Consider the following 24,721-nt stretch of genomic DNA (forward strand, 5'->3'; position numbering starts at 1 on the left):
CGCCCGAAGAGGGCGATGTGACGGTTTGTCACCACGGTGGGTGGGGTTCGGGGAGCGCTCCGTCACCGCCGTCGGTCCGGCTCGCCGGACGGGCGCGGACCCGGGCCGCGAGGACGGCGACGTCGTCCTCGGCGTGGCGCGCGTCGAGCCGACGGAGGACCTCCTCGACCACCCCTTCGGGACCCTGGTCCGGTGGCAGGCGCAGTCCGGCCAGCCGGGCCAGCGAGACGTCGATGTCCTCGTCCCGGCGTTCGACCAGGCCGTCGGTGAAGAGCAGCAGCGTGTCGCCCGTGCCGAGCGGCCGGGTGGCGGGCTCGTAGCCGCCGACGCCGGTGCCGAGCGGCGGGCCGACGGGGAGGTCGACGAGGTCGGCGGAGCCGTCCGGGCCGAAGACCGCGGGCGGGAGGTGGCCCGCGCTGGCGAAGGTGGCGGTGCCGCGCCCCGGGTCGACGCGGACCAGCAGGCAGGTGGCGGGACGGCGGGCGCCGTCCTCCGCGACCACCGCGTCCAGGTGGCGCAGCACCCGGTGGGGCGGGAGGTCGGTGGCGGCGACCTCGCGGAGGGCGGAGCGGTAGGCGTTCATGTCGACGGCGGCTTCGAGGCCGTGGCCCATGACGTCGCCGACGACGAGGAGGCTGCGGCCGAAGTGGAGCCGTACGGTCTCGAACCAGTCGCCGCCGACCAGGGTGCGCGGGCCGGCGGGCAGATAGCGTCCGGCGATCTCCAGGTTGGGGTGCGGTCGCCCCGGCTCGGCGACGAGCGCCCGCTGGAGGTGGAGGGCGACGGACTCGGTGGCGGCGAGCCGCCGGGCATGCCGGATGTGCCGTGCGGCGAGCCGCGCCGCCTGCTCCAGGACGACCCGGTCGTCCTCGGTGTACGGGGGGCCGGAGCGGGTCAGGGTGACCGTGCCCAGGGGCCGCTCGCGGTCCACGGCGAGCGGGGCGGTGAGGGCGTGGACGCCCCCCGCGGCGGCGGCGGGGGCACCGGAGTCCGGACCGGCGGTGTCCGGATCGCCATGGCCCCGTCCTGCGGCGACCCGATCGCCGGAGCCCCGCCGGGCGGGCGGTGCGGTGTCCGGGACGGCGTGCCGGTCCGTGGCGGGGGCCGGGGTGACGGCGGCGGTTCCGCCGGGGTGGCGGGCGAGGAAGGCGGTGAGTTCGCGGCGGGTGGCGGCCTCGTCGAGCGTGGTCCCGATGGAGCCGATCGCGGCTTCCAGGACCTCCACGAGGCGCCGGGGCCCCTCAGGGGCCGGGGCGGGGCCCTCTTCTCGTTCCGCCACGACACCTCCACCGCCGTGCGGCCACCGGGCGGGCGGCGGGCGGCCGCCCTTCCCATTGCACCAGCGGGCGGCGTTCCGCGCGCGGCGCGCGGCGGCGCGGGAACGGTTGTGCGGTGGTGCGGGATCTGATCAAGTACAGCCAGAGGCTACCGGCCAGTACGAATCTTCGCTCCCCGGGGGGACAGCCATGACGAACGGGTTCTTCGACTCCGTCGACGAGGTCACGGAACGGCTCGCGGCCACCGGCTACCTGGCCTCCCCCGCCATCGCCACCACGGTCTTCCTCGCCGACCGGCTCGGCAAGCCGCTCCTGGTCGAGGGCCCCGCGGGCGTCGGGAAGACGCAGCTGGCCAAGGCCGTCACCGAGGCGGCCGGCGCCCGGCTCGTCCGGCTCCAGTGCTACGAGGGCGTCGACGAGGCCCGCGCGCTGTACGAGTGGAACCACGCCAAGCAGCTGCTGCGGATCACGGCGGGGCGCGGCGAGTCCTGGGACGAGGCCCGCACCGACATCTTCAGCGAGGAGTTCCTCCTTTCCCGGCCGCTGCTGACCGCGATCCGCTCCGAGGAGCCGACCGTGCTGCTCGTGGACGAGACCGACAAGGCCGACGTCGAGATCGAGGGCCTGCTCCTGGAGGTCCTCGGGGACTTCCAGGTCACCGTGCCCGAGCTGGGCACGATCACCGCCGTCCGGCGCCCCTTCACGGTCCTCACCTCCAACGCCGGCCGCGAGCTGACCGAGGCGCTGCGCCGGCGCTGCCTCTTCCTGCACATCGGCTTCCCCGAGGAGGAGCTGGAGCGACGGATCGTGACGCTCAAGGTGCCCGGCCTCGACGCGGCCCTCGCGGCCTCGGTGGTCCGGGTCGTGGGGGCGCTGCGCGCGATGGACCTGCGCAAGGTGCCGTCCGTGTCGGAGACGATCGACTGGGCGCGGACGCTGCTCGCGCTCGGCGCGGACCGGCTGGACGAGCGGGTGGTGCGGGAGACCCTGGGCGTGCTGCTCAAGCACCAGGACGACATCGTGCGGGCCGCGGACCGGCTCGACCTGGACGCGGTGTGAGCGGCGGGGGGCCCACCCCCGGGGCCGCCGCCGAGGGGCCGGTCGCGCGCCTGACCGGGCTCGTGGCGGCGCTGCGCGACCACGGTTTCGGCATCGGGACCGGCGAGACGGTCGACGCCGGGCTCGCGCTCGAAGCGGTCGGGTTCGCCGACCGGGAGCGGATGCGGGAGGCGCTCGCCGCGACCCTGCTGCACGGCGAGCGGCAGCGCCCCGTCTTCGACCGGGTCTTCGACCTGTACTTCCCCGCCGTCGTCACCGCTCCGGAAGGGCACGGCGCCGGGCCCGGAGACGCCGCCGCCCTCGCCGCGCTGCGCACCCGGATCGCCGAGGCGCTCGCCGCCGGCGACGCGGCGCTCCTGGACCGGCTCGCGGCGGAGGCGGTCGCCGGTTTCGGCGGGTACGGCTCCGGCCCCGGGACCGACGGCTGGTCCTCGTACCAGGCGCTCTCCCGGGTGCGCCCCGAGACCCTCCTGGCCCGGGTGCGGGCCGCGCGCACGGGGGCCGGGCAGGAGCCGGACTTCGCCGACCGGCTCCTCGACGACGAGATCCGGCGGGCCGTCGAGGGCTTCCGCGAGCGGGTGCGGACCGAAGCGCGGCGGCGGGTCGCCGAGCGGCGGGGCCGCGACGAGGTGGCCCGGCGGGCGGTCGCCGTGACGGCGGACCGGGTGGACTTCCTGCTCGCCGGACGGGAGCAGCTGGACGAGCTGCGCCGCACGGTGCGCCCGCTGGCGCGGAAGCTGGCGACCCGGCTCGCGGCCCGGCGGCGGCGGGCCGCGCGCGGCGCGATCGATCTGCGCCGGACCCTGCGGGGCTCGCTGTCGACGGGCGGCGTACCGGTGCGGCCGGTGCTGCGCCGGCGGCGTCCCGGCCGGCCGGAGCTGGTGCTGCTGTGCGACGTGTCCGGTTCGGTGGCCGGCTTCGCCCAGTTCACGATGGTGCTCGTGCAGGCCCTGCACGACCAGTTCAGCCGGGTGCGGGTGTTCGCCTTCGTCAACCGGTGCGACGAGGTCACCGGGCTGCTGTCGCCGGGCGCGGCGGATCCCGCCGGGTTCGGCGAGCGGATCCTCGCCGGGGCGCGGCTGACCGGCCGGCACGGGCAGAGCGACTACGGGACGGCGCTCGCCGAGTTCGCCGAGCGGTACGCGGACGCCGTCGGCCCCCGCACGGTCGTCTTCGTCCTCGGCGACGCCCGGACCAACAACACCGACCCCCGCCCGGAGGCGCTGCGGCTGATCGCGGAGCGGGCCCGCCGGGTCCACTGGCTCAACCCCGAACAGCCCGCCCTGTGGGGCACCGGCGACTCGGTGGCCCCGCTCTACGCGGAGCTCGTGGACATGCGCCCCTGCCGCAACGCCCGCCGGCTCGGCGACCTCATCGCCCGCCTCCTCCCCGTCTGAGCCGCGCCTCTCCCGTCCGGACCGCGCCGGAGGGCGGGTGCCCGGGCGGCGCCCGGCCGGCCCGTGGGACGATCGGTCCGTGGCCCCGACCGGATCCGACCGTCCCGAGACCGACTTCCCGCGCGGTGTCGGCGCGCCCGCGACCCGTGCGCTCGCCGCCGCCGGGTACACCCGGCTCGACCAGCTGGCCGGGGTGCCGGCGGCCGAGCTCGCCGCGCTCCACGGTGTGGGCCCCAAGGCCCTGCGGGTGCTGGCCGAGGCCCTGGCCGAGCGCGGCACCGCCCTCGGCTGACCCTCGGCTGTACGGCTCCGGGGCGGGCGCTCTAGTTTGGGGCCCATGGAACTCCTGGGAGACATCACCCCCGACCGCCCGCTGCTCGTCCTCGCCGTCAAGGAGGAGGCGCAGTTCCTGGACACGTCGCTGCCCGTGCTCCTCACCGGCATAGGCAAGGTGAACGCCGCGACCGCCCTCGCCACCACCCTCGCCCGGGGCCCGCGCCCCGCGGGCGTCGTCAACCTCGGCACCGCCGGCGCGCTGCGCGCCGGCTGGACGGGCACCCACGTCGTCGGCACCGTCGTCCAGCACGACCTCGACGGCGAGGCCCTCGCGCGGCTGACGACGGGCGAGACGTTCGGGGCGCCGATCTCCCTCCCCGACGGCGGAGACGTGGTGCTCGCCACCGGCGACGCGTTCATCTCCGACGAGGTCTCCCGCGCCCGGCTGGCCGAGCAGGCCCCGCTGGTCGACATGGAGGGGTACGCGCTGGCCTTCGCCGCCGAGCTCGCCGGGGTGCCGCTGCGGATGGTGAAGCACGTCAGCGACGAGGCCGGCGCCGGTGCCGACCGCACCTGGCGCGAGGCGGTCGCCGCCTGCTCCCGCGAGCTGGCCGACTGGGCGGCGGTCCACATCCCGGCGTACCGCCTCTGACCGAACCGCGCGGGCGGCTCAGCCCAGGGGCAGTTCCAGGAAGGACGCGGCGTCGGGCGGGGAGCCGATCTCGGTCCGCGTCCAGGTGACCGTGGCGTCGCCGTACAGCGGGTCCTTGCTGTCGACCACGAGCATCAGCCGGTGGCCCGCCGGAATGTCGTACGCGGCGGCCTGCAGGCGCCAGGTGACGGTGGTGTCCCGGTCGGGCGTCAGGTCGTGGACGTTGAGCGGCTCGTGGGTGACGATCCGGGCCGTGCCGTCCTCGGCGGCGTCGAAGAGGTGGGCGATGAGGCAGGCCGTGGTGGCGGTGGAGCGGACGGAGAGGCGGAGCCTCGGGACGCCGCGGACGCGCCGGCCGACGGGGCCGCCGTCGGCCGCCACGAGGGGTCCGGTGGTCCAGACGAGGGCGTGCCGCCGGTCGATCTTGCGGGTGTCGTAGGTCTTCGGGTCGCCCTTCCACTCCTCCTGGCCGGTCCTCAGCGGTTCGCCCATCGCGGTGGCCTCGGTGTCGACGCCCGCGAGGAAGGTGCGGCGCCACCCGGTCGCGCGCCCGCCCGCCCCGTCCTCGCCCGGGGGCACGAGCGCGCCGTCCGTGCCGCCCGCGCCCTCGCCGGTGAGGGCCAGGAGCTCGTGGCCGACGGTGACGTCCCGCCAGGTGGGGCGGGACTCGCGGACGGCGGGTTCGACGATCCGCCGGGTGCCGGCGGGCTGCCCGGTGAACGGGTCGGTCACGGGCTCGGTGACGTACGTGAACATGATCTGGGAGCAGACCTCGTCCCAGTCCTCCACGCCGTTGCGTTCGCCCTTGAGGTGGTGGTCGAGCCAGGCGTACGCCTCGTCCAGGGCGGGGTCGGGGGTGCCGGGCCGGGCGCCGAGGAGGCCGGCGGCCTCGGGGGCGGCGTGGTCGCCGATCCAGAGGTTGAGCCGCTTGGGCACCCGGAGGCGGACGAAGGCGTCGACGGCCTCGTTCACCGCGAAGAGGCTCTCGTGCCAGGTGTTCGAGCAGAAGGTGGGGGTGCCGTGGTCGTCGGTGAGCTCGGTGTACGTCTCCGGGGAGCGCCGCTCGGCCCAGCGGACGACGGCGTCGAGGTTCCGGTCGTTCAGGAAGTCGTCGAGGATCCTCCGGTGCTCCTCGTCGAACTTCTCCTCCACGGGCCCGCCGGTGAGGCCGATGAGCGCCTTCACGGCGGCGAGGTGGCGGGTGCGGTTCTCGTAGAGGCTGGTGGCGAGGTTGCCCCAGGTGCTGAGGGCGACGACGGCGGCGACGCGTTCGTCGTGGGCGGCGACGAGCCGGCTGATGCCGGAGCCGTAGGACACCCCCATGAAGCCGGTGACGGCGGGGGCGAAGTGCTCGACGGCGAAGTCGACGACGGTCGAGCCGTCGGCGACGTCGTACGGCCCCGCGACGTCGACGTGTCCCTCGGAGGTGGTGGGCAGGCCGGGGATGCCGAGGCCTCGCGGGGTGTAGGCGAGGACGTGGTAGCCGCGCAGGGCGAGGGAGAGGTACGCGCCGGGGAAGAGGCCCCAGCCGAAGGGGGTCCAGCCGGAGGGGAGGACGACGAGGGGGTGCGGGCCCGGGGCGAGCCGGCGCAGGCTGAAGGCGGAGAGGCGGTGGCCGTCGGTGGTCTCGATGCGGTGGTAGCCGGGCAGGGCCAGGCCGCGGACGCGGGCGACGCGTTCGGCGAGGGCGGCGGGCAGCGTGCCGGCCGGGAGCGCCCCGTCGGCGAGGAGGGCGGTGACGACGGTCTGGCCGAGGCGGACGGCCTCGGGGCGGACCGTGCCGCCCGGGGCCCACAGGCCGTCGGCGGCGAGGCGGTCCGTGTCGGCCTCGGTGAGGGCCGCGCCGACGCCGGGGAACCCCGGGAACCGCTCGGACGGGTCTTCGGTGATGGGCTGGCGCTGGGGCACGTGCACCCGTTCCTCTCGTCTGGGGCATGACGGTACGTCACCCGGACCCACGCAAGCCTCACGTATCGGGAAGGGGGCGGCCAGAGCGCACGAAGGGCGCACGGATCACCCGAGGGGGCGGGGACGACGCGGGTCGCCGCGGACGAGGCGCACGGGGTCGGAGGGAGCTGTTCCGGGGCGGTCGCCCGGAGGTCCGGCACTGCCCGGCACCGCTGTCAGCGGGGAGTCTCCGGCGCGGCGGGCCCTCCGGCGCGGACGACGAGGAGCGCGGCGACGTCGTCGTCGAGACCGCCGGCGCCGTAGGCGGCGAGGTCCTGGTGGAGGAGGTCGGGGACCTGCGCGGAGGGGGCGTCGGCCCACTGGCGGGCGCGCTCCTCCAGGGGGTAGAAGACGCCGGCCCGGTCGCGGGTCTCGCTGACGCCGTCGGTGTAGAGCAGCAGCCGGTCCCCCGGGCTGAAGGGGAACTCCTCCACCCGGTGGCGGGAGTCGGCGAGGCCCGCGAGGTTGAGCGGCAGCGAGGGGTCGGCGACCTCCACGAAGGTGACCTCGGTGCCGTGCTGGAGGAGCGGGGCGGGGTGGCCGCAGTTGAGGAGGCGGGCGGTGTCGCAGCCGTCGGGGAGTTCGACCAGGACGACGGTGGCGAAGCGTTCGGCGGCGTCGGACTCGGGGTCCCAGGCGGCGTAGCGGGCCAGCCCCTCGTCGAGCCGGTCGGCGAGCGCGGGCAGGTCGGGGGCGTCGTAGGCGGTGGAGCGGAAGGCGCCGAGGAGGACGGAGGCCGTCTCGACGGCGCCGAGGCCCTTGCCCTGGACGTCGCCGAGCATGATGCGGACGGCGCCGGGGATCTGGACGGCCTCGTAGAAGTCGCCGCCGATGCGGGCCTTGGCCGCGGCGGCCACGTACAGCAGGTGGAGTTCGACGGGGCCGAGCCGGGGCGGCGGTGGACGGAGCACCACCCGCTGGACGACGTCGGCGACGGCGGTGACCTCGGCCAGGTCCTGTTCGTAGCGGGTGCGGACCGCGCTCACCCAGGCGGAGGCGGCGGTGATGCCGAGGATGAGGCCCTCGCTCGCGAGGAGTTCCTCGGCGCCGGGCTCGCCCCGGCCCACGACGAGCAGGGCCCTGAGGCCCGCGGCCAGGAGCCCCATGCCGATGGTGCCGTAGACGCTCCAGGTGGCGGCGGCGAGCGCGGGGACGGTGAACAGGAGCCGGTCGACGCGCTCGGAATCGGGCGTGACGAGGTCCGCGACGACGACCAGGAGCATGACCAGGACGGGCAGGGCGCGGCCGAGGGTGACCTGGGTCCGCGTCGTCGTGGCGAGCCGCGGCCGGGGCCGGGGACCAGCTGCGTGCATTTCATGATCGTACGCAGAACGGGCGGCGCGACCGGCGTGCGGCGCCGGGCTGGCGTGTCCCGTCCCTCCTCCCGCCGTCCCGGCTGCCGCCCGTCGCCGGGAGGGCGAGGGCGGCCGGGAGGGTGAGGGCCGCGGGCAGCGCGAGGGCGGGCAGCGCGGCCCCGTGCGCGGGGGCGAAACCGCCGCCGGGCACGAGGGCGAGGAGGAGGGCGGCGGTGGCGACGCCGAGGGCGGGACCGGTGTTCATGGCGGTCTGCTGGAGTCCGCCGGCGACCCCGGCGTGCGCCTCGGGGGCGTGGCGGACGATCGCCGCGGTCGCGGTGACCATCAGGGTGACGAAGCCCGCGCCGAGGAGCGCGGCGCCGGTCCCGGTCGCCACGGCTCCCGCGCCTTGGTCGAGGCGGGCGAGGACCAGGACCCCGGAGGTGAGCAGGGCGCCGCCGGCGAGCGCCGTGCCGCGGGGGCCGAGCCGCCGCTGGAGCGGCGGGCAGAACGCGGCGCCGAGCACCATCAGGACGGCGAGCGGCAGGAACCGCAGCCCGGCGTCGAGCGGGTCGAGCCGCTGCGTCTCCTGGAGGAAGTACGTGGTCACGAAGAGGGTGCCGGAGAGCGCCGCGGAGGCGGCGAGCAGCGCGGCGAGCCCGGCGGCCACGGGCCGGCTCCGCAGCAGCGCGGGAGGCAGCAGCGGGTCCGGGGCCCGCCGTGCGTGGCGTACGAGGGCGAGCGCGGCGGCCGCCGCGGCGGCGAGGGTGAGGGCGGCCCGGCCGCCTTCGCCGGGGTGCGGGAACGTGACGAGCCCGTGCACGAGGAGTCCGAGCGACCCGGCGAGCAGCACGGCGCCGAGCGGATCTCCAACGGCACGCGCGCGTGCGGGGGCCTCGCCGTCGGCACGCGCGCGTGCGGGCTCCGTCGGGCGGGGCTCGCGGACGGTGAGGGCGAGGAGGCCGACGGCGAGCGTCGGGGGCACGCCGAGGAGGAAGACCGCGCGCCAGCCGTACGCGGAGACCAGGGCGCCGCCGAGGAGGGGGCCGGCCGCGGCGGCGAGCCCGATGGCGCCGGTGCGCAGCGCGATGGGTCCGGTGAGCCGGTCCGGCGGGCAGGCGGTGCGGAGCATGCCGAGGGTGGCGGGCTGGAGCAGCGCCCCGCAGATCCCCTGGAGGACCCGGAGCAGGACGACGGCGCCGATGCCGGGGGCGAGCGCGATCCCGGTGGAGGCGGCGGCGAAGCCGAGGGCGCCGAGGGCGAAGACCCGGTGGTGGCCGTGGCGGTCGCCGAGCCGCCCGGCGAGGACGAGGAGGCTCGCGACGGCGACGAGGTAACCGGTGCTGGTCCACTGGACCTGGGCGACACCGGCGTGCAGGTCGCGCTGGAGGGCGGGCTGGGCGAGCGTCAGGACGGTGCCGTCGAGGGCGACGACGGCGGCGCCGGTGACGCTGCAGACGAGGGTGCGGACCGGGACGGCCCGGGTGGTGCTCACCGGGCGGGATCCGCCGGGCCGAGGTGGGCGTCGAGGGTGGCGCGGACGAGGGCCTCGGGGTCGTCGGAGCCGGTGGCGAGGGCGAGGCTGCCCCAGTGGCGGAGCTGGGCGAGGCCGTGGAGGTTCGCCCAGAGCGCGCCGGCGGCGGTGACGGGGTCGACGCCGGTGACGGCGGCGGGGCGGAGTCCGGCGACGAGGGCGGTGAGCCGGGCGAAGAGGGGCAGGCTCGTCTCCCGCAGCCCCAGCCGGCCGCTCTCCAGCAGGTCGTGGCGGAACATCAGCTCGTACATGCCGCGGCGCTCGGCGGCGTACGCGAGGTAGCAGCGGGCGAGGAGCTCGGCCCGCGCCCGGGGCCCGGCGTCCGTGCGGTCGGCCTCCCGGTCGGTCTCGGCGACCCTGGCGGCGAGTTCGGCGAAGCCCTCGCGGGCGATGGCCGAGAGCAGGTCGAGGTGGGTGGGGAACCAGCGGCGGGGCGCGCCGTGGGAGACGCCCGCGCGGCGGGCGATCTCGCGGAGCGTGAGGGCCTGGGCCCCCTCGGCGTCGACGAGGGCGACGCCGGTCCTGACGAGCCGCTCCCGCAGCCCGCCGCGGCCGCCCGCGTCGCCGTCGCCGTCGCCCGGAGCGTCAGGACGGTCCGGAAGTACGGGCGGGCCCTGAGGGACGGGTTGATCCTGAGGTGAAGGGTGAGACATGGACACTGTCTACCAACTTTTGTAGACAGTGTCTACAGTCCCGGAGAGCCATCGGATACACTGGTGGACAGCGAAGGGGAGTAGCCCTGCGAACCGGTCGTCGACACACTGGAGCCCCCGGGTTCCCGGTGACCGGGTCCACGCGTGACGCGGACGGGCGAGACCTTCGGCCAGGCATTACCACGTCCACGCCTCCGTGGGCGTGGTCCGTCATGCCGGGCCGAGTGGTCCTCCCGTCGCCCGCCGAGGTGCCGTGCGGAGCCACGGGGCCCGGACCGAGCAGAGAGCGCCGGTATGCACCTCGACCCCTTGGCGATCGTCACCGCCTTCGGGCTCATCTTCCTCGCCGAGCTTCCCGACAAGACGATGTTCGCGTCGCTCGCCATGGGCACGCGCATGCGTCCCCTGTACGTCTGGTTCGGCACCTCCGCCGCCTTCGCGGTGCACGTCGCCATCGCCGTCGGCGCCGGCAGCCTCCTCGGGCTGCTCCCCGGCTGGATCGTCAAACTCGTCTCCGCGCTGATGTTCGGCTTCGGCGCCTTCGTCCTGCTGCGCGCAGGGGGCGACGACGAGGAGGACGACGCGGGCGGCAAGACGGTCACCGGCTTCTGGCCGGTCTTCTCCACCGCCTTCATGGCCGTCTTCATCAGCGAGTGGGGCGACCTGACCCAGATCACCACCGCCAACCTCGCCGCCACCAACGGCACCGCGTCGACGGCGATCGGCTCCTTCCTGGCACTGACCTCGGTCTCCGCCCTGGCCCTCGTCGCCGGCCGCTTCATCGCCAAGCGGGTGCCGCTCAAGACGGTCCAGCGCGTCGGCGGCGTCTGCATGGCGGGCCTCGCGGTCTGGTCCCTCGTCGAGGTCTTCACCGGCTGACGCGCCCCGCCGCCCGCCCCGGGGCCGTACCCGCACACGCGCGGGCACGGCCCCGGAGTCGTACCCAGGCGGTCGCCGCCGAGGAAACGGCCCCCGCCGTCGACCGCCGGTGCGATCATGCACGGATGGCCACCACCTCCGAGCCGGCCGACCGCTTCGCGGCGTTCGGGAACCAGCTCGTCCACGTCCACCTCTGGCTCCGCGAGGAGCTCGCCGCGCTCCGCTCCGGCCTCGACGACCACCTCTCCGGCAGGGGCGGGCGCCCCCGCGAGCTGCGGGCGCACTGCCTCGCCTTCTGCTCCGCGCTCACCCGCCACCACACCGCGGAGGACGGCGGCGTCTTCCCCGCGCTCGCCGAGGCCCACCCCGGGCTCCGCCCCGTCCTCGACGAGCTCGCCCACGACCACCGCCAGGTGGAGGAGCTCCTGGGCCGCCTCCAGACCCTCCTCGACACCCTGCCGACCGCGCCGGCCGAGCCGCTCGGCCCCGAGGCGGCACGCAGGCTGAGCGGCGAGCTCGACGGCCTGATCGCACTCGTCGAATCGCACTTCACCTACGAGGAGAAGAAACTGGTCGCGGCCCTCAACGGGCTGTCGGCCCCCTTGTCCGACGACTTCGCGCTCCGCGACCTCACGGACGCCTGACCCCCGCGCCCGCACACGGGCCCGCGCGCCACGCCCGCCCGCCCCCCGCCCGCACGAGAGGACGCCCCATGAGTGACGATCCGGTCCACGGCGAGCTCGACCGGCTGGCCGGGGAGGCCTCCGCCCGGGTGATCGCCTGGCGCCGCCACCTGCACCGGCACCCCGAGCTGTCCAACCGGGAGGCGGAGACCGCCCGGCTGGTCGCCGACCACCTCCGGAGCCTGGGCCTCGACGAGGTCCGCACCGGCGTCGCCGGGCACGGCGTGGTGGGCGTGCTGCGCGGGGCCGCGGGCGGCGACGGCCGGGTGGTCGCCCTGCGGGCGGACACGGACGCGCTGCCGGTGCGGGACCTGTGCGGGGTCGACTTCGCCTCGACGGTGGTCGACGAGGAGTACCCGGGCGGTCCGTTCCCGGTCTCGCACGCCTGCGGCCACGACTGCCACACGGCGATGCTGATGGGCGCCGCCACGGTCCTCGCGGGGGTGCGCGACCGGCTGCCGGGCACGGTCCTGTTCGTCTTCCAGCCCGCCGAGGAGGGGCCGCCGGTGACCGAGACCGGCGGGGCGCTCGCCATGGTCGACGCGGGCGCCTTCACCGACCCGGTGCCGACCATGGCCTTCGGGATGCACGTGACGCCGCACCCCAAGGGGTACGTGGGCTACCGCGTGGGCAACCAGTACGGGGCCTCCGTCCTGGTCCGGATCACGATCACCGGCGAGCAGGTGCACGGCTCCACGCCGTGGCAGGGCGTCGACCCGATGCCCGCGGCCGGGGCGGTGCTCACCGGCATCGGGCAGCTGTACCGCCAGGTGTCCGCCTTCGACCCGGTCACCGTCACCATCGGGCACGTCGAGGACGTCGGCCGGTTCAACATCGTCGGCCAGACGGTGACGCTCTGGGGCACGATCCGCTGCGCGAGGGAGTCCGACATGGACGACGTGCGGCAGCGGCTCCGGCGGCTCGCCGAGCACTCGGCCGCGGCGTACGGCGCGACGGCCGAGGTGCGGTACCTCCAGCCGGTGCCGCCCGTGCACAACACCGGGCCCTGGGTGGCGGCCGGGCTGCCGACCTTCCGCCGGGTGGTGGGCGCGGAGCGCGTCACCGAGACCGGGCAGACCCTCGGGTACGACGACGTCTCCGAGTTCGTCAGGCTCTTCGGCGGCCTGTACGTGATCCTCGGCGTCCAGGACACGGTGCTCGGCCCGGGCGGGGTGCCGGTGCCGGAGGAGGGCGGGCGGGGTCTCGCCACCAACCACAATCCGCACTTCTACGCCGACGACGACACCCTCGTCACCGGCGTCCGCCTCCACGCGCACGTGGCGTACGACCACCTCAGGGGGACACTGCTGCCGGCGGAGTAGACGGCCCGCCGGCCCCGAGTTGCGCCCTCGCGCGCGGCCGGGAGGCTGGGGGTATGAACCTGGACCTCACCGCCCTCGCCGACGAGCACCTGGCCGCCGCCCGCAGCGCCCCGCACGGGCGCAGCGCCCATCTGGTGCTGCACGACGGGGTGCTGCGGCAGACCGTGATCGCGCTGACGGCCGGCACGGCCCTGGACGAGCACAACGCTCCCCCGGCGGCCAGCCTCCAGGTGCTGACCGGCCGGGTGCGGCTGACCAGCCCGGACCGGACGCACGAGCTGTCCAGGGGCGAGCTGCGGGAGATCCCCAAGGTGCGCCACGGGCTGACCGCGGTGGAGGACAGCGTGGTGCTCCTGACGGCCGTCAACGACTGACGGCGGACGGGCCACAAAGAGGGGGACGGGAACGGAGGCTGTCGCCCCGTCGTTCCCGTCCACCGTCACGCTCACGCCTGTCAGCGTTCATGAATGCGGCATGTGACCGGATTCGATGTGCGCGGTCTCGTGCGACGCGCGGCGGCGCTGCGGCCCCGGCGCTCTGGCGCCGTCACCCTGCCGGAGGACGACGCCGCCGACCGGCAACGGCTCCGGGACCTCGCCTCGCTCCTCTGCGGGTTCGGCTCCTGTTCCCGGGCGCGGTCGGTCTCACCGGCGTCTCGGAGATCATCGTCGAGAAGGGCACCGACGGCGGTCGAGCAGTCCGGTCGACACGGTGATCACGGTCGCCGCGAGCGCGCTCGGGGTGTTCGTCGGCGCCGGACTCCAGCGCCGTCCCCGGCTGGTGCCCGGCGAGCCCGCGCCGAGCACCCCGCGGCCCGTCCGGGGCGAGGACCGGGCCGGCCCGGCGAAGTCGCCGGGCGGCCGCGGGGGCCGAGCCGCCCTCACAGCGCCGGGAGCAGCGGTCCGGCGGAACCGCGGCCGGGTGTGCGGGCGCCGAGGGCGCTGCCGCGCAGCCACGCGGGCCAATCGAGGTTCCAGTCGCCGTAGCCGTTGTCGAAGGGCGTCATCCGGGCGCCGTACCCGTGGACGACCCGGACGAGGTCGCCCTCGCGGACCGTGCGGTAGAACCAGCGGGCGGCCTCGGGGGACATGCCGGTGCAGCCGTGGCTCACGTCGGCGTTGCCCTGCGCGTCCAGGGACCAGGGAGCGGCGTGCAGGTACTCGCCGCTCCAGGTCACCCGGACGGCCCAGCGCACCTTGAGGTCGTAGAACTCGCGGCTGCCGCGGGCGATGCCGATCGAGTCGCCGCGCATCCTGACCAGGGGCTCCTTCCCGAGGACGACCTTGGTGCCGACCCGGGTGCGGAAGCCGCGCTTGCCGGTGGTGACGGGGATGACGCGGAGCAGGCGGCCGTCGCGGTAGACCCGCATCTCGTGGGCGGCGACGTCCGTGACGGCCTCCACGCGGTCGCCGGTGGTGAAGGCGAGGGGCCGTGAGGGGCCGCCGTGGAGCCGGTCGGTGACGCGGGCGCCGTCGAGTCCGGAGCGGACCCGGACGGTGGCGCGGGGCGGCCAGGAGACGCGCGGCCGGTAGTGGAGGGTGTCGGCGTCCACCCAGTGCCAGGCGCCCTCGACCCGGGGTTCGCTGCGTACCTCCAGGGCGCGTTCCACGGTCCGGCGGGCGGAGGGGTCGCCGGCCGTGACGGGGTGGCTCAGCTCCGCGGTGACGGGCCGGCCCACTCCGTACGTACGGGCCCGCCGGCCGTCCCCGGGGCCGAAGACCACGGTGAGCCGTTCCCCCGCCGGGGCCCGCGTGGTGCGCACGGCGAGCCGGACGGTCCGGCGGCGCGGGCCGTCGCGGCCGGGCTCCTCGACGACGAGCCGGGCGGTGTACGCGCCTCCGGCGGGCAGCGCGGCCTCGCTGGTCCAGCGGGTGCCGTCGGCGCCGGCGCGTCCGGCGATCCGGCGCCCGCGCCGGTCGGTGACGGTGACGTCGGTGAGCCGGCCGGGGGTGCGCAGGGCGAGGTCGACGGGGCCCGGCGCGGCGCGGGGCAGGGTGACGGCGGCGGGGGCGTCGAGGGACACGGTGGTGGGGTGCGGCCGGCACGGTCCGACGGCGGCGGGGCAGACGCCGACCGTGAGGACGGCGGGCGGCCGGGCGGTCGCCGCGGCCGGGCGGCCGGCCGCGGGAGTCTGCGCGGCCGCGGTCGTGACGAGGACGGTCCCGACGGCGAGCGAGAGCGCCCCCCACCCCTGTACGTATCGGCGTGACGGCACGTCGGCCACCCTCCCCTTTCGTCGCTGACCGGTCGGAAGGTCGGCGGTCGGGCGCCGACCGGAGTATCAGAACCGACGAGAGGAGAAAAAGATGATCAAGGCTGTGGGCGTGGCGGGCGAGAGGTCCGGGAGACGACTCGGATGGGTCAGCGGGGCGGTTCCGGAAGCTCCTCGCCGGTCTCCAGGAGGGACTTCAGACTGGAGACGATCGCCGGCCAGCCCTCCCCGACGAGCCTCCGCACGATGCCGTCCGGTTCCAGGCCGTCGTGGGTGACCGTCAGCCGGACCGTGTCGCCGGAGGGTTCGACGGTGAAGGCGACGGTGGAGCGGCGCTCGCGGGCGAGGCGCGCGTACACCTCGTCGTCCAGGCCGACGGCCCTCGCCCATTCGGGGGTGAAGGTGTGCCAGGTGTACGCGAGCCGGCGGCCCGGCACGGCCTCGACGACGACCTGCTCGGGGTCGGCGGTGCGGCGGTCGCCCTCGTCCCAGACCATCGGCGCGCCGGGGGTCCACTCCGATTCGAAGGCCACGCCCCAGTAGCGCCGGGTCAGTTCCGGCTCGGTGAGCGCCTTCCACAGCTCGTCCGGGGTCGTCCTGATGTAGCTGGTGTAGACGTACGCGTCGGTGTCCATGGCGCTGCTCGCTCCTCCGGCCCCCGGTCGTCTCCCCCCGTGGTGTCGTGGTGATCCAGCCTAGGCAGGGGCGGGGCCGGGTGCCAGGCAGGACCGGGCGGCCAGGGATGCTCCGGCCGTTGAATAGGTGCGGAGGAAACTATTCAACGGACTGCTAGCGTGTCCGGATGTCGCTCAAGCACGCCGTCCTCGCAGCTCTTCTGGAGGGTGAGGCCTCCGGATACGACCTCGCCAAGATCTTCGACGTGTCCGTCGCCAATTTCTGGGCCGCCACCCCCCAGCAGCTCTACCGCGAGCTGGACCGGCTCTCCGAGGCCGGTCTGATCGCCGCCCGGGTGGTCGAGCAGGAACGGCGTCCCAACAAGCGGATGTTCAGCCTCACCCCGGAGGGCCGGCGGGACCTCGACGCCTTCACCTCGGTGGCACCGCGGCCGACGGCGGTGCGCGACGAGCTGATGGTGCAGGTGCAGGCGTGCGACGGCGGCGACACCGAGGCCGTACGTGGCTTCGTGGCCCGGCACGTGGAGGTCTCCCGGGACAAGCTGGCCCGGTACGAGCGGCTGCGGGAGTGGCTGCTCGGCGGCCGGGACGAGGAGACGTACCTGCGCGAGGCGGAGCGCGTCGGGCCGTATCTGACGCTGATGCGGGGCCGGCTCCTGGAGGAGGAGAACCTCCGCTGGGGCGAACGGGTGCTCGCGGTCCTCGACGCGCGGATCGCGGCGGGCACGGGCGGGCGCGGGTGCGAGGTGACTCCGGCTCCTACCCTGCGGTAGAACTCTCGGGTAGCCCGTCGGGGAGGCCGGCGGGCGCGGACCGGGCGGACGCCGGGAGACCGGGGCGCCCGACGAAGGGGCGGACCCCATGAACGTCGGCGATCTCGTCGAGGACTTCACCCTTCCGGATGAGACCGGCGCCCCGCGCTCCCTCTCCGGACTGCTCGCCGAAGGGCCGGTCGTCCTCTTCTTCTACCCGGCGGCGATGACGCCCGGCTGCACCGCCGAGGCCTGCCACTTCCGCGACCTGGCCGCGGAGTTCCGCGCGGCGGGCGCGCTGCCGGTGGGCGTGAGCGGCGACGAGGTCGCGAAGCAGAAGGAGTTCACCGAGCGGCACTCGCTCGGCTATCCCCTGCTCTCCGACCCCGACGGCGGCGTGCGGGAGCGCTTCGGCGTGCGGCGCGGCTTCTCGCTCGCGCCCACGAAGCGGGTCACGTTCGTGATCGGGCAGGACCGGCGGGTCAAGGAGGTCGTCCGCAGCGAGCTGCGGATGAGCGCCCACGCGGACCGCGCGCTGGCCGCGCTCGCGGCGCTGCGCACCGCCTGAGCGACGGATCCGCCGGCCGGCCGGATCCGTCGACCGCTTGCTTCGTCGACCGGCCGATCCACTGTTCGGCCGAGTCCGTCCACAGCCCGATCCGCCGGCGGGCCGGATCCGTCGACTGCCCGATCCGCCGGCCGGCCGACTCGCCACGGGCCGATCGGCGGGGCCCGGGCCCGTCCGCCCGGGCCCCGTCCCCTCGGGCTCAGACCCCGAGGAGCTTGGCCTTCGCGGCGGCGAACTCCTCGGCGGTGAGCAGTCCTTGCTGGGCGAGCGCCCCGAGCCGGGCCAGCTGTTCCGTCAGGCCGCCCGCGTCGGCCTGCCCGCCGGACGGGGGCGCGGCCGGGGCCTGCGGGGGCGGGGCGGCGGGGGCCTCCCGCAGCAGGGGCTGCCGCTCGGCCTGCTGCTGGTACTGGAGGTCGGCGATGGCCTGTTCCTGGTCCTGTTCGCGGCGGGCGTTCCGGGCGGCGCTGCGGCCGGCGGCGTACGCGGCTCCGCCGACGAGGGCGCCGCGCAGGAGCGGGGCTCCGGCGGGGCGGACCACGGGACGGGCGAGGGGACGGCGGCGCATGAACATCGGGCGTCAGCTCCTTCCCGCGGCGGCGGCGACCGCCTGCTCGTAGGCGGCGCGCGCCTCTTCCACGTGGGCGTCGGGAACGGGCACCCGGGCCGCGACGCGGCCGCCCGCCTCCCGTACGGCCTCGGCGGCCCGGCCGGCCCAGATGTGCTCGACGAGCAGCATCAGCGCGCAGGAGCCGGGTTCGAGGGACTGGGCGACCTCGGCCGCGTCCTCGGGGCCGAGGAGGTTGGCCTCGGGGCCGATCTCCGCGGTGGCCTCGTCGTACTCGTCGTACTCGATCAGTTCGGAGGTGGAGACCTCCCCGGCCCGCGACCGCACGACGACGAGCGAGTCGATCAGCCGGACCTGCCCCTCCTTGCGGAGCTCGGCGATCGCGGCGACGGCCGCCACCTTCAGTCGTTCGCCCGGAAAGGCGAGCACCACGCATTCCACCGGTCCCATGGCTCTCCGCTCCTCGGCGGCGGGGCCGCCGTCCGCGTACGGGACCTCCATGCGACCACGGCGGACACCGGCCCGCACGCCGAGTCGGGGCGGGCGGCCACGACATGCGGGTCCGGGCCGGACGGGTGAGACTCGCTCCAACGCGCGGCCTCCCCCGGCCGGCGGGAACGGAGTGTACGGGAATGGACGACTATCCCCTCCTGAACGTCTTCTGGACGATGCTGTGGTTCTTCCTCTGGATCATGTGGCTCTTCCTGCTCTTCAAGGTGATCACGGACATCTTCCGGGACCACGAGCTGAGCGGCTGGGGCAAGGCGGGCTGGCTGATCTTCTGCATCGTGCTCCCCTACCTCGGCGTGCTGGTCTACGTGATCGCCCGCGGCAAGGGCATGGGGCTGCGTGACGCCAAGCAGGCGAAGGAAGCGGAGGCCCGCTTCCAGGAGTACATCCGGCAGACGGCCGGCACCCAGGCCGCGGCGGGCGCGCCGAGCGCCACCGACGAACTGGCCCGGCTCGCCGACCTGAAGGAGAAGGGCGCGATCTCCGAGCAGGAGTTCCAGCAGGCGAAGGCCAAGATCCTCGCCTGACCCGCACGCCCACGCCCGCCCCGCGGGCCCCCGGCATCCCGGACACGCACCCTTAATGCGAGTCCGGGATGCCGCTTTGATACGGTCGCGCCGTGAGGTTGACCAAATTCACCGACCTGGCCCTGCGCGCCGTGATGCGCCTGGCGGTCGCCGATGGCGCGGAGCCCGTCACCACGCGCGCGGTGGCGGAGGAGCTGGCGGTGCCGCACGCCCACATGGCGAAGGCGGTCACCCGGCTCCAGCACCTCGGAGTGGTGGAGGCCCGGCGCGGGCGCGGGGGCGGACTCGCCCTCACCGACTTCGGCCGGCGCTCCTCGGTGGGCTGGCTGACCAGGACGCTGGAGGGCGAGGAGGAGGTCGTCGGCTGCGAGGGCGATCCGCCGTGCCCGCTGCGGGCGGCCTGCCGGCTGCGAGGCGCGCTGCGGGAGGCCCAGGACGCCTTCTACCGTGCGCTCGACCCGCTGACGGTGGCCGATCTCGTACGGTCGCCGACCGGCCCCGTCCTGCTCTCCCTCACTCCGCGACCACCTTCCTGACCTCTCCCTCCCCCGCCCGTGCGGCCCCCTCCGCACGGGATTCCCCCTCTTTTTAAATACGTAGATCATTTACCAGATTGAGAGTTCCGATGCTGTCCGAGCAGGCCGTACCCGTCGTCCGCGCCACGCTGCCCGCCGTCGGCGGAGCACTCGACCGGATCACCGAGCGCTTCTACGGACGGCTCTTCGACGCCCACCCCGAGCTGCTGCGCGACCTGTTCAACCGCGGCAACCAGGCCAACGGCGACCAGCGCAGGGCCCTCGCCGGCTCCATAGCCGCCTTCGCCGTCGCGCTCCTGGAGCACCCCGACACCCGCCCCGACGCCCTGCTCTCCCGCATCGCGCACAAGCACGCCTCGCTCGGCGTCACGGCCGACCAGTACAAGATCGTGCACGAGCACCTCTTCGCCGCGATCGTCGAGGTGCTGGGCGGGGCCGTCACCCCCGAGGTCGCCCGGGCCTGGGACGAGGTCTACTGGCTGATGGCGAACGCGCTCATCGCCCTGGAGAGCCGCCTCTACCAGGAGGCGGGCGTCGACGACGGCCAGGTCTGGCGCCCGGTGCGGATCTCCGAGCGGCGCGAGGAGACCGCGGACACCGTCTCCCTGACGCTCACCGACCCGGACGGCGAGCCGCTGCCGCCCTTCCGGCCCGGCCAGTACATGAGCGTGCGCGTCGCCCTCCCGGACGGCGCCCACCAGATCCGCCAGTACAGCCTCTCCAGCGCCCCGGGCCGCCCCGCCTGGCGGATCACCGTGAAGAGGGTCGACGGGGACCCGGCGGGCGAGGTCTCGAACCGGCTCCACGCCCACGCGGCCGCAGGCGACGTCCTGGAGGTCTCCGCGCCCTTCGGCGACCTGGTGCTGCCCGAGGGCGACGGGCCGCTGCTGCTCGCCTCCGCCGGCATCGGCAGCACCCCGATGCTCGCCATGCTCGACCACCTCGCCGCCACCGGGGCCGAGCGCCGGGTCGTCGTCGTGCACGCCGACCGCTCCCCCGGGGCGCACGCCCACGCCGAGGAGCTGCGCGAGCTGGTCGGCCGGCTGCCGCAGGGCAGCCTCCACCTCTGGTACGAGGCACCGGGCGCGTCCGGCGCCCGCGAGGGCCGCGCCGACGTGACCGCCCTGGAGCTTCCGGCCGGCACGCACGCCTACCTCTGCGGCCCGCTCCCCTTCCTGCGCGCGGTCCGCGGCGACCTCCTCGCCTCCGGTGTCGCCGCCGCCGACGTCCACTACGAGGTCTTCGGTCCGGACCTTTGGCTCGGCACCGCGGCCCGACCTTCGATCCCCAAGCGCCGTAGCGTTCCTGCAGCAGATCCTGCATAGTGTGGGCGCGGATCGGCCTCACAATCAGTGGGACCGACAGGAAATGGACGGAAGCGATGGGATCGTACGGAGCGGGTGGCGCCCACCGGGACGCGCGGCGGCCGGTGCGGGGGATCGCCCTCGACATCGGCAGCTCTCGGACGCGGGCCTGGGCGCCGGGGGCGGGCGTCTACGCGGACGTGCCGAGCACGGCGGTCCGGCGCGGCCGGGTGTCGGACGACTCCGCCCAGCTGCTGCTCCTCAAGCGGCTCGCCGCCTCCGCCCCGGGCGCCGAGGGCCACGACACCGTCGTGATGCTGACCCATCCGGTGCTCTCCGCCCCCGCCGAGCGCGAGGCGGCCCGCCGGGTGGTCGCCGGCCTCGGGCCGGTCCGGGTGATCGCCGTGGACAGCGCCCGGGCCGCCGCGGCCTACGCGGCGCCGCCCGGCGGCGGCCCGCTGCTCGTGGTCGACCTCGGCGCCCGGCTGACCGAGGTCACGCTCGTCGTGGACGGACAGGTGCAGGACGCGCGGCTCGCCGAGCTCGGCGTGGACGACCTGCCGCCGCACGGCGGGGCGCCGGACGCGGTGGTGGGCACCGCCGCCGACATGGTGAGCGACATGTGGCGCGAGGACGCCACCGGCGCGGTGCGCGGAGCGCTGCGCCGGGGGGTCCTGGTGACCGGCGGCGGAGCGCTGCGGCTGGACGTGACCGCGCGGCTCGCCCAGGTGCTGCGGGCCCGGGTCCGGCTGGCCAACGACCCGGCGACCAGCGTCGTCCGGGGCGCCGGACTGATGCTCGCCTCCGCGCTGCGCCACCCGGGGGCCCGGCGCGCCCCGTGACCGGGGGGCGCCGGGGACGGTGTCAGCAGCCGGTCGACCAGATGTGGGAGTCGCCGCGGTCGTTGGCCGCGCCGTTGTACCCCACCTCCTGGCCGGGGGCGAGACAGATGGTCATGCTGCCGCCCTGCCAGGCGCTCTCGTAGACCCGCACGTGGTCCTTGATGCCCGGCCCGGAGATGCCGTGGTTGGCCCACGAAGAGTCGGTGTCGGAGATCCAGCTCTCCCACCAGCCGTCGTCACCGCTCCAGTTGGCCCGCTGGCCGCCGAAGTTCGAGTCCTGCCAGACGCAGAAGTGTCCGGAGGGGCATTCGGCGGCGGCGGCGGAGCCGGCGGCGGTGAGGCCGGCGGTGACGGCGAAGAGGGTGGCGGCCGTGGTGGCCAGGAAGCGCTTCACGAGGTGGTGTCGCCTTTCGGTGGTGGGGTGGGTGCGGGCAGCAGGGCCGCCCGCCGCAGCGCGCCGTCGCGCAACTGCCGGTAGGTGGTGAGCTCGTCGCGGTGCAGGGCGCGCACCTCGGTCAGCTCGGCGCGCTCCAGCCGGGCGCGGGTCTCGTCGAGTCCGGACTCCCGCGCGCAGCGGGCGGATTCCGCGGGATCGGGACGCTCGGGGCGGGGTCGGCCCGGCGGGGCGACGCAGGCGGTCCAGCGGGCGAGGGCGGATCGGTGGGCGGGGTCGTCGCGGTAGCGGGCCTGGGCCTCCGCGCGGAGGTTGTCGACGACGACTTGGGCCCGGAACCAGCGGTGCTGGTCGCCGTAGAGCCGGTCCTTGGCGGCGGCCAGGCAGCCGTCGCTGTGGGCGGTGACGGTGGCGCCGGTGGCGAGCGTCACGGAGAGTTCCCGGGGCCCCGTGCCGAACAAGGCGGCCTGGAGGGCCCGGTCCCCGGCGGGGGCGCGCGGTTCGGCGGTGGCCCGGATGCCGCGGTCGGCGAGGCAGTCGTCGACGAGCCGGCGCTCGGCGGCCCTGAGGAGCGCGTCCTGCGCGGCGCGCCCGGCCGGCACGGCGGGCGGTCCGGGCGCGTCGGGGTGGACGGAGGTGCAGCCGGTGAGCAGCGCGAGCGCGGCGGCGGCCGGCAGAGCCCGGCGGGCGAGCGGTGTGGTGGCGAGTGGCATGGGTCCCCCTCGGCGCGGTGGCACCACGCCTGGTCGGCGGGCCGGAGGATGATCGTCGGCCGGCCCGGACGATCACTGCCCGTGGCGGAGGCGACCATGCCTGGACTCACTCGAACGGGTCGAACGCGCCGTCGCGCGCGCCCCTTGCGCGCCGTGCGCCGACCGCGCGCGACGACCCGGACGTGGCGGCCCCGGACATGGCGGAGCCCCGGCTGGACGGGGGGTTCCAGCCGGGGCCACTCACCGTGACGGGGCGAAGGGCGGTCACCTCTGGGGGGGACCTTGGGGACCGGGCCCCTTCGCCGTCACATAAAGGTGAACGGTGAACGATTGCCCCGTGTTCCGGAGGATGCGGGAGGAACGGTGTGAGTCGGGTCACCCTCCCTGGCGTCGCTCCTCCCGTCTCAGTCCTTCTCGGGCCGGTAGACGGCTCCGGCGCGCGCGGTGCCCGGGGCGAGGAGTTCGGGGACCGTGACGAAGGTGTAGCCGCGGTTCTGGAGCTCGTCGATGATCCCGGGGACGGCGGGGACGGTGCCGTCGTATATGTCGTGGAGCAGGATGATGCCGTCGCGGTGCGCCTGGTCGAGGACGCGCTTGCGTATCAGGGCGGAGTCGGTCGTGGAGTAGTCCTTGGCGGTGATGCTCCAGAGGACCTGCGCGAGGCCGAGCTCCCGGCTGACGTCGCCGACCGTGGAGTCGGTACGGCCCTGGGGCGGGCGCATCAGGACCGGCTTGCGGCCGGTGATCCTCTCGACGGCGTCCTGGGTGCGGGACAGTTCCTCGCGCACCTCGTTCTCGTCGAGGTCGGTGAGGATGCGATGGGACCAGGTGTGGTTGGCGACCTCGTGGCCCTCGTCCGCGATCCGCTTGACGACCTCCGGATAGCGGTCGACGTGCTTGCGGCCGAGGAGGAAGAAGGTGGCGGGGACCCGCTTCTCCTTGAGGACGTCGAGGAGGTGCGGCGTGTCCTTGCCCGGTCCGGCGTCGAAGGTGAGCGCGATGCACTTCACCTGGGCGCAGTCGACCCGGCGGGAGGCCGTGCCCGCCTTGTCGTCGCCGCCCGACTCGGCCCGCGCCTCCTGGGGCGTGAGCGGGTCGACGCCGCAGCCGCCGAGAGTGAGCATGAGCGCGGCGGCGGCGAGCACGGCGACGCTCCTCCCGCCGCGACGGCCCGGACTGGATCGGAACATGGTGGAACCCGCTTTCCCCGGTTTCGTGCGTGACGCGGCCCCGGCCGCGCCTGGTCAGGACGCGGGAACCGAAGGGCCGTCGTGAACTCTACACACGGTGTATACCGGGGTCGGCAGGGGGCTCCCTTTCCTCTCCCCTCCTCCCCCTCCTCTCTCCTCCGCGGGCATGGCTCCGCCCCGGACGGAGCCCGTCCGCTCCGTCCGGGGTGTGGGGTGCAGGGGGTGTCCGGGGCCTCCAGGGTCTCCGGATGGCTCAGCGAGAGGCGAGGAGCAGCCGCGCCTCGGTCTCCTGGTCGCCCGAGACCGCCTGGCGGGACTCGATGTCGAACTCGGCGGCGAGCACCTTCTCGACCTCGGCGACGGCGTGGTACCCGCCGGTCAGCACGGCGGCCACCTTTCCGTCCAGGGCGGGGGGAGGCACGCTCTCGCGCCGGCCGCCGGAGGTGTCGAAGGTGGCCATCCAGACGGTGGCGGCCGGTCCCGTCTCCGCCGGGGAGGCGGGTTCCACGTCCTCCAGCAGGTAGTAGCGATCGAGGACGTCGAAGACCGCCCGGGCGTCCGCCTGGCGGCAGTCGCTCAGCTGGACGTTGACGTCGGTGTCGATGTGCAAGTCGTACACGTCGCTCATCTCCTCGCGGCCCACGTGCCACCCTTCCAGCATCCCCCTCCCCCGCGCGTACGTCGACGGCTCCGGCCCGGCCGCCGTCACCCCTCGCCGATGAGGGTGACGACGGTGTCGGCCTCGGCCGCGGGTTTGTCGGGACGGTGACGCAGCACGCGGGCGAAGCGGAGGGTGATGCCGGCGGGATAGCGGGTAGAACGCTGGAGGCCGTCGTAGGCGATCTCCACGACCAGTTCGGGCCGGACCCGCATCGTGTAGCCGTCGTCCTCGACGGCCAGTTCCGCGAGCCGGTCCGTCTGCCAGCGGAGCATGGCGTCCGTGAGGCCCTTCACTCATCAATGCGCCCAGCTCCTCTGAGCTGCACTGCATCATGCCTC

27 protein-coding genes and 1 pseudogene are annotated in these 24,721 nt (G+C 75.4%); 14 read left to right on the top strand and 14 right to left on the bottom strand.

Annotated features, from left to right (window positions below):
* Positions 1 to 28: 28 nt before the first annotated feature.
* Positions 29 to 1,279 (bottom strand): PP2C family protein-serine/threonine phosphatase, encoded by a 1,251-nt coding sequence (locus IE245_RS24635; protein ID WP_229851484.1) that lies wholly within the window; start codon positions 1,277 to 1,279, stop codon positions 29 to 31.
* Between the two features lie 187 nt (positions 1,280 to 1,466).
* Between IE245_RS24635 and IE245_RS24640 the strand changes: the two genes are divergently transcribed.
* The 4 genes from IE245_RS24640 to IE245_RS24655 all read left to right on the top strand — a co-directional run bounded on the left by IE245_RS24640 (position 1,467) and on the right by IE245_RS24655 (position 4,661).
* Positions 1,467 to 2,336 (top strand): AAA family ATPase, encoded by an 870-nt coding sequence (locus IE245_RS24640; protein WP_189951217.1) that lies wholly within the window; start codon positions 1,467 to 1,469, stop codon positions 2,334 to 2,336.
* Positions 2,333 to 3,733 carry a VWA domain-containing protein gene (locus IE245_RS24645; RefSeq protein WP_189951219.1) on the top strand — a complete coding sequence of 467 codons (1,401 nt, stop codon included), beginning with the start codon at positions 2,333 to 2,335 and terminating at the stop codon, positions 3,731 to 3,733. Before IE245_RS24640 ends, IE245_RS24645 begins: the two co-directional genes overlap by 4 nt.
* 79 nt (positions 3,734 to 3,812) lie before the next feature.
* Positions 3,813 to 4,025 carry a DNA-binding protein gene (locus IE245_RS24650; RefSeq protein WP_189951221.1) on the top strand — a complete coding sequence of 71 codons (213 nt, stop codon included), beginning with the start codon at positions 3,813 to 3,815 and terminating at the stop codon, positions 4,023 to 4,025.
* 45 nt (positions 4,026 to 4,070) lie between these two features.
* Positions 4,071 to 4,661 (top strand): nucleosidase, encoded by a 591-nt coding sequence (locus tag IE245_RS24655; protein WP_189951224.1) that lies wholly within the window; start codon positions 4,071 to 4,073, stop codon positions 4,659 to 4,661.
* A gap of 18 nt (positions 4,662 to 4,679) precedes the next feature.
* Here IE245_RS24655 and IE245_RS24660 read toward each other — a convergent pair whose 3' ends face one another.
* The 4 genes from IE245_RS24660 to IE245_RS24675 all read right to left on the bottom strand — a co-directional run bounded on the left by IE245_RS24660 (position 4,680) and on the right by IE245_RS24675 (position 10,090).
* Positions 4,680 to 6,569: a CocE/NonD family hydrolase C-terminal non-catalytic domain-containing protein gene (locus IE245_RS24660; RefSeq protein ID WP_229851485.1), complete on the bottom strand. Its 1,890-nt coding sequence runs from the start codon at positions 6,567 to 6,569 to the stop codon at positions 4,680 to 4,682.
* A gap of 215 nt (positions 6,570 to 6,784) precedes the next feature.
* Positions 6,785 to 7,921 carry a PP2C family protein-serine/threonine phosphatase gene (locus tag IE245_RS24665; RefSeq protein ID WP_189951225.1) on the bottom strand — a complete coding sequence of 379 codons (1,137 nt, stop codon included), beginning with the start codon at positions 7,919 to 7,921 and terminating at the stop codon, positions 6,785 to 6,787.
* A 1-nt stretch (position 7,922) separates the two neighbouring features.
* The gene (locus IE245_RS24670) at positions 7,923 to 9,398 is read right to left on the bottom strand and encodes an MFS transporter (RefSeq protein WP_189951227.1); all 1,476 of its coding nucleotides are present in this window, start codon (positions 9,396 to 9,398) and stop codon (positions 7,923 to 7,925) included.
* Positions 9,395 to 10,090 carry a TetR/AcrR family transcriptional regulator gene (locus IE245_RS24675; RefSeq protein WP_189951229.1) on the bottom strand — a complete coding sequence of 232 codons (696 nt, stop codon included), beginning with the start codon at positions 10,088 to 10,090 and terminating at the stop codon, positions 9,395 to 9,397. The genes IE245_RS24670 and IE245_RS24675 overlap by 4 nt, the downstream gene beginning before the upstream one ends.
* A 294-nt stretch (positions 10,091 to 10,384) precedes the next feature.
* Between IE245_RS24675 and IE245_RS24680 the strand changes: the two genes are divergently transcribed.
* The 4 genes from IE245_RS24680 to IE245_RS24695 all read left to right on the top strand — a co-directional run bounded on the left by IE245_RS24680 (position 10,385) and on the right by IE245_RS24695 (position 13,348).
* Entirely contained in the window at positions 10,385 to 10,969 is a 585-nt protein-coding gene (locus IE245_RS24680) for a TMEM165/GDT1 family protein (RefSeq protein ID WP_189951231.1), read from the top strand.
* A 125-nt stretch (positions 10,970 to 11,094) separates the two neighbouring features.
* On the top strand, positions 11,095 to 11,613 hold the full coding sequence (locus IE245_RS24685; RefSeq protein ID WP_189951232.1) for a hemerythrin domain-containing protein: 519 nt from the start codon (positions 11,095 to 11,097) through the stop codon (positions 11,611 to 11,613).
* A gap of 68 nt (positions 11,614 to 11,681) precedes the next feature.
* Positions 11,682 to 12,974 (top strand): M20 metallopeptidase family protein, encoded by a 1,293-nt coding sequence (locus IE245_RS24690; RefSeq protein ID WP_189951234.1) that lies wholly within the window; start codon positions 11,682 to 11,684, stop codon positions 12,972 to 12,974.
* A 53-nt stretch (positions 12,975 to 13,027) separates the two neighbouring features.
* Positions 13,028 to 13,348, top strand: a complete 321-nt coding sequence (locus tag IE245_RS24695; RefSeq protein ID WP_189951236.1) for a cupin domain-containing protein — start codon at positions 13,028 to 13,030, stop codon at positions 13,346 to 13,348.
* Between the two features lie 506 nt (positions 13,349 to 13,854).
* Here IE245_RS24695 and IE245_RS24700 read toward each other — a convergent pair.
* Both IE245_RS24700 and IE245_RS24705 read right to left on the bottom strand, forming a co-directional pair.
* Entirely contained in the window at positions 13,855 to 15,189 is a 1,335-nt protein-coding gene (locus IE245_RS24700) for a L,D-transpeptidase (RefSeq protein WP_189951238.1), read from the bottom strand.
* Between the two features lie 146 nt (positions 15,190 to 15,335).
* The gene (locus IE245_RS24705; protein ID WP_189951240.1) at positions 15,336 to 15,821 is read right to left on the bottom strand and encodes an SRPBCC family protein; all 486 of its coding nucleotides are present in this window, start codon (positions 15,819 to 15,821) and stop codon (positions 15,336 to 15,338) included.
* A gap of 167 nt (positions 15,822 to 15,988) precedes the next feature.
* Between IE245_RS24705 and IE245_RS24710 the strand changes: the two genes are divergently transcribed.
* Both IE245_RS24710 and IE245_RS24715 read left to right on the top strand, forming a co-directional pair.
* A complete protein-coding gene (locus IE245_RS24710) occupies positions 15,989 to 16,594 on the top strand; it encodes a PadR family transcriptional regulator (protein WP_189951241.1) in 606 nt (201 codons plus the stop codon).
* Positions 16,595 to 16,682: 88 nt separating this feature from the next.
* The gene (locus tag IE245_RS24715; protein ID WP_189951243.1) at positions 16,683 to 17,141 is read left to right on the top strand and encodes a peroxiredoxin; all 459 of its coding nucleotides are present in this window, start codon (positions 16,683 to 16,685) and stop codon (positions 17,139 to 17,141) included.
* A 199-nt stretch (positions 17,142 to 17,340) separates the two neighbouring features.
* Here IE245_RS24715 and IE245_RS24720 read toward each other — a convergent pair whose 3' ends face one another.
* Positions 17,341 to 17,712: an SHOCT domain-containing protein gene (locus IE245_RS24720; protein WP_229851486.1), complete on the bottom strand. Its 372-nt coding sequence runs from the start codon at positions 17,710 to 17,712 to the stop codon at positions 17,341 to 17,343.
* 6 nt (positions 17,713 to 17,718) lie between these two features.
* Positions 17,719 to 18,207 carry a DUF6325 family protein gene (locus tag IE245_RS24725; RefSeq protein ID WP_229851487.1) on the bottom strand — a complete coding sequence of 163 codons (489 nt, stop codon included), beginning with the start codon at positions 18,205 to 18,207 and terminating at the stop codon, positions 17,719 to 17,721.
* A 131-nt stretch (positions 18,208 to 18,338) separates the two neighbouring features.
* Here IE245_RS24725 and IE245_RS24730 point away from each other — a divergent pair, with 131 nt between their 5' ends.
* From IE245_RS24730 to IE245_RS24745, 4 genes are all read left to right on the top strand, one after another.
* Positions 18,339 to 18,743 carry an SHOCT domain-containing protein gene (locus IE245_RS24730; protein WP_189951246.1) on the top strand — a complete coding sequence of 135 codons (405 nt, stop codon included), beginning with the start codon at positions 18,339 to 18,341 and terminating at the stop codon, positions 18,741 to 18,743.
* Positions 18,744 to 18,835: 92 nt separating this feature from the next.
* Positions 18,836 to 19,279, top strand: a complete 444-nt coding sequence (locus IE245_RS24735; protein ID WP_189951248.1) for an RrF2 family transcriptional regulator — start codon at positions 18,836 to 18,838, stop codon at positions 19,277 to 19,279.
* An 89-nt stretch (positions 19,280 to 19,368) separates the two neighbouring features.
* Positions 19,369 to 20,604, top strand: coding sequence for a globin domain-containing protein (locus IE245_RS24740; RefSeq protein ID WP_189951249.1), 1,236 nt, complete (start codon positions 19,369 to 19,371; stop codon positions 20,602 to 20,604).
* Between the two features lie 56 nt (positions 20,605 to 20,660).
* Positions 20,661 to 21,425: a rod shape-determining protein gene (locus tag IE245_RS24745; protein ID WP_189951252.1), complete on the top strand. Its 765-nt coding sequence runs from the start codon at positions 20,661 to 20,663 to the stop codon at positions 21,423 to 21,425.
* Between the two features lie 22 nt (positions 21,426 to 21,447).
* Here the strand turns inward: IE245_RS24745 and IE245_RS24750 are convergent, their stop codons facing one another.
* The 5 genes and pseudogenes from IE245_RS24750 to IE245_RS24770 all read right to left on the bottom strand — a co-directional run.
* Positions 21,448 to 21,819, bottom strand: a complete 372-nt coding sequence (locus IE245_RS24750) for a peptidase inhibitor family I36 protein (RefSeq protein WP_189951254.1) — start codon at positions 21,817 to 21,819, stop codon at positions 21,448 to 21,450.
* Positions 21,816 to 22,532, bottom strand: coding sequence for a hypothetical protein (locus IE245_RS24755; protein ID WP_189951256.1), 717 nt, complete (start codon positions 22,530 to 22,532; stop codon positions 21,816 to 21,818). Before IE245_RS24755 ends, IE245_RS24750 begins: the two co-directional genes overlap by 4 nt.
* A gap of 404 nt (positions 22,533 to 22,936) precedes the next feature.
* The gene (locus IE245_RS24760) at positions 22,937 to 23,722 is read right to left on the bottom strand and encodes a polysaccharide deacetylase family protein (protein ID WP_189951258.1); all 786 of its coding nucleotides are present in this window, start codon (positions 23,720 to 23,722) and stop codon (positions 22,937 to 22,939) included.
* Positions 23,723 to 23,975: 253 nt separating this feature from the next.
* Positions 23,976 to 24,350: a hypothetical protein gene (locus tag IE245_RS24765; RefSeq protein WP_189951528.1), complete on the bottom strand. Its 375-nt coding sequence runs from the start codon at positions 24,348 to 24,350 to the stop codon at positions 23,976 to 23,978.
* 77 nt (positions 24,351 to 24,427) lie between these two features.
* A pseudogene (locus tag IE245_RS24770) lies at positions 24,428 to 24,673 on the bottom strand (ATP dependent DNA ligase); the annotation flags it as partial.
* Positions 24,674 to 24,721: the final 48 nt, after the last annotated feature.

The organism is Streptomyces roseolus, assembly GCF_014649855.1.
Lineage (GTDB): Bacteria > Actinomycetota > Actinomycetes > Streptomycetales > Streptomycetaceae > Streptomyces > Streptomyces roseolus.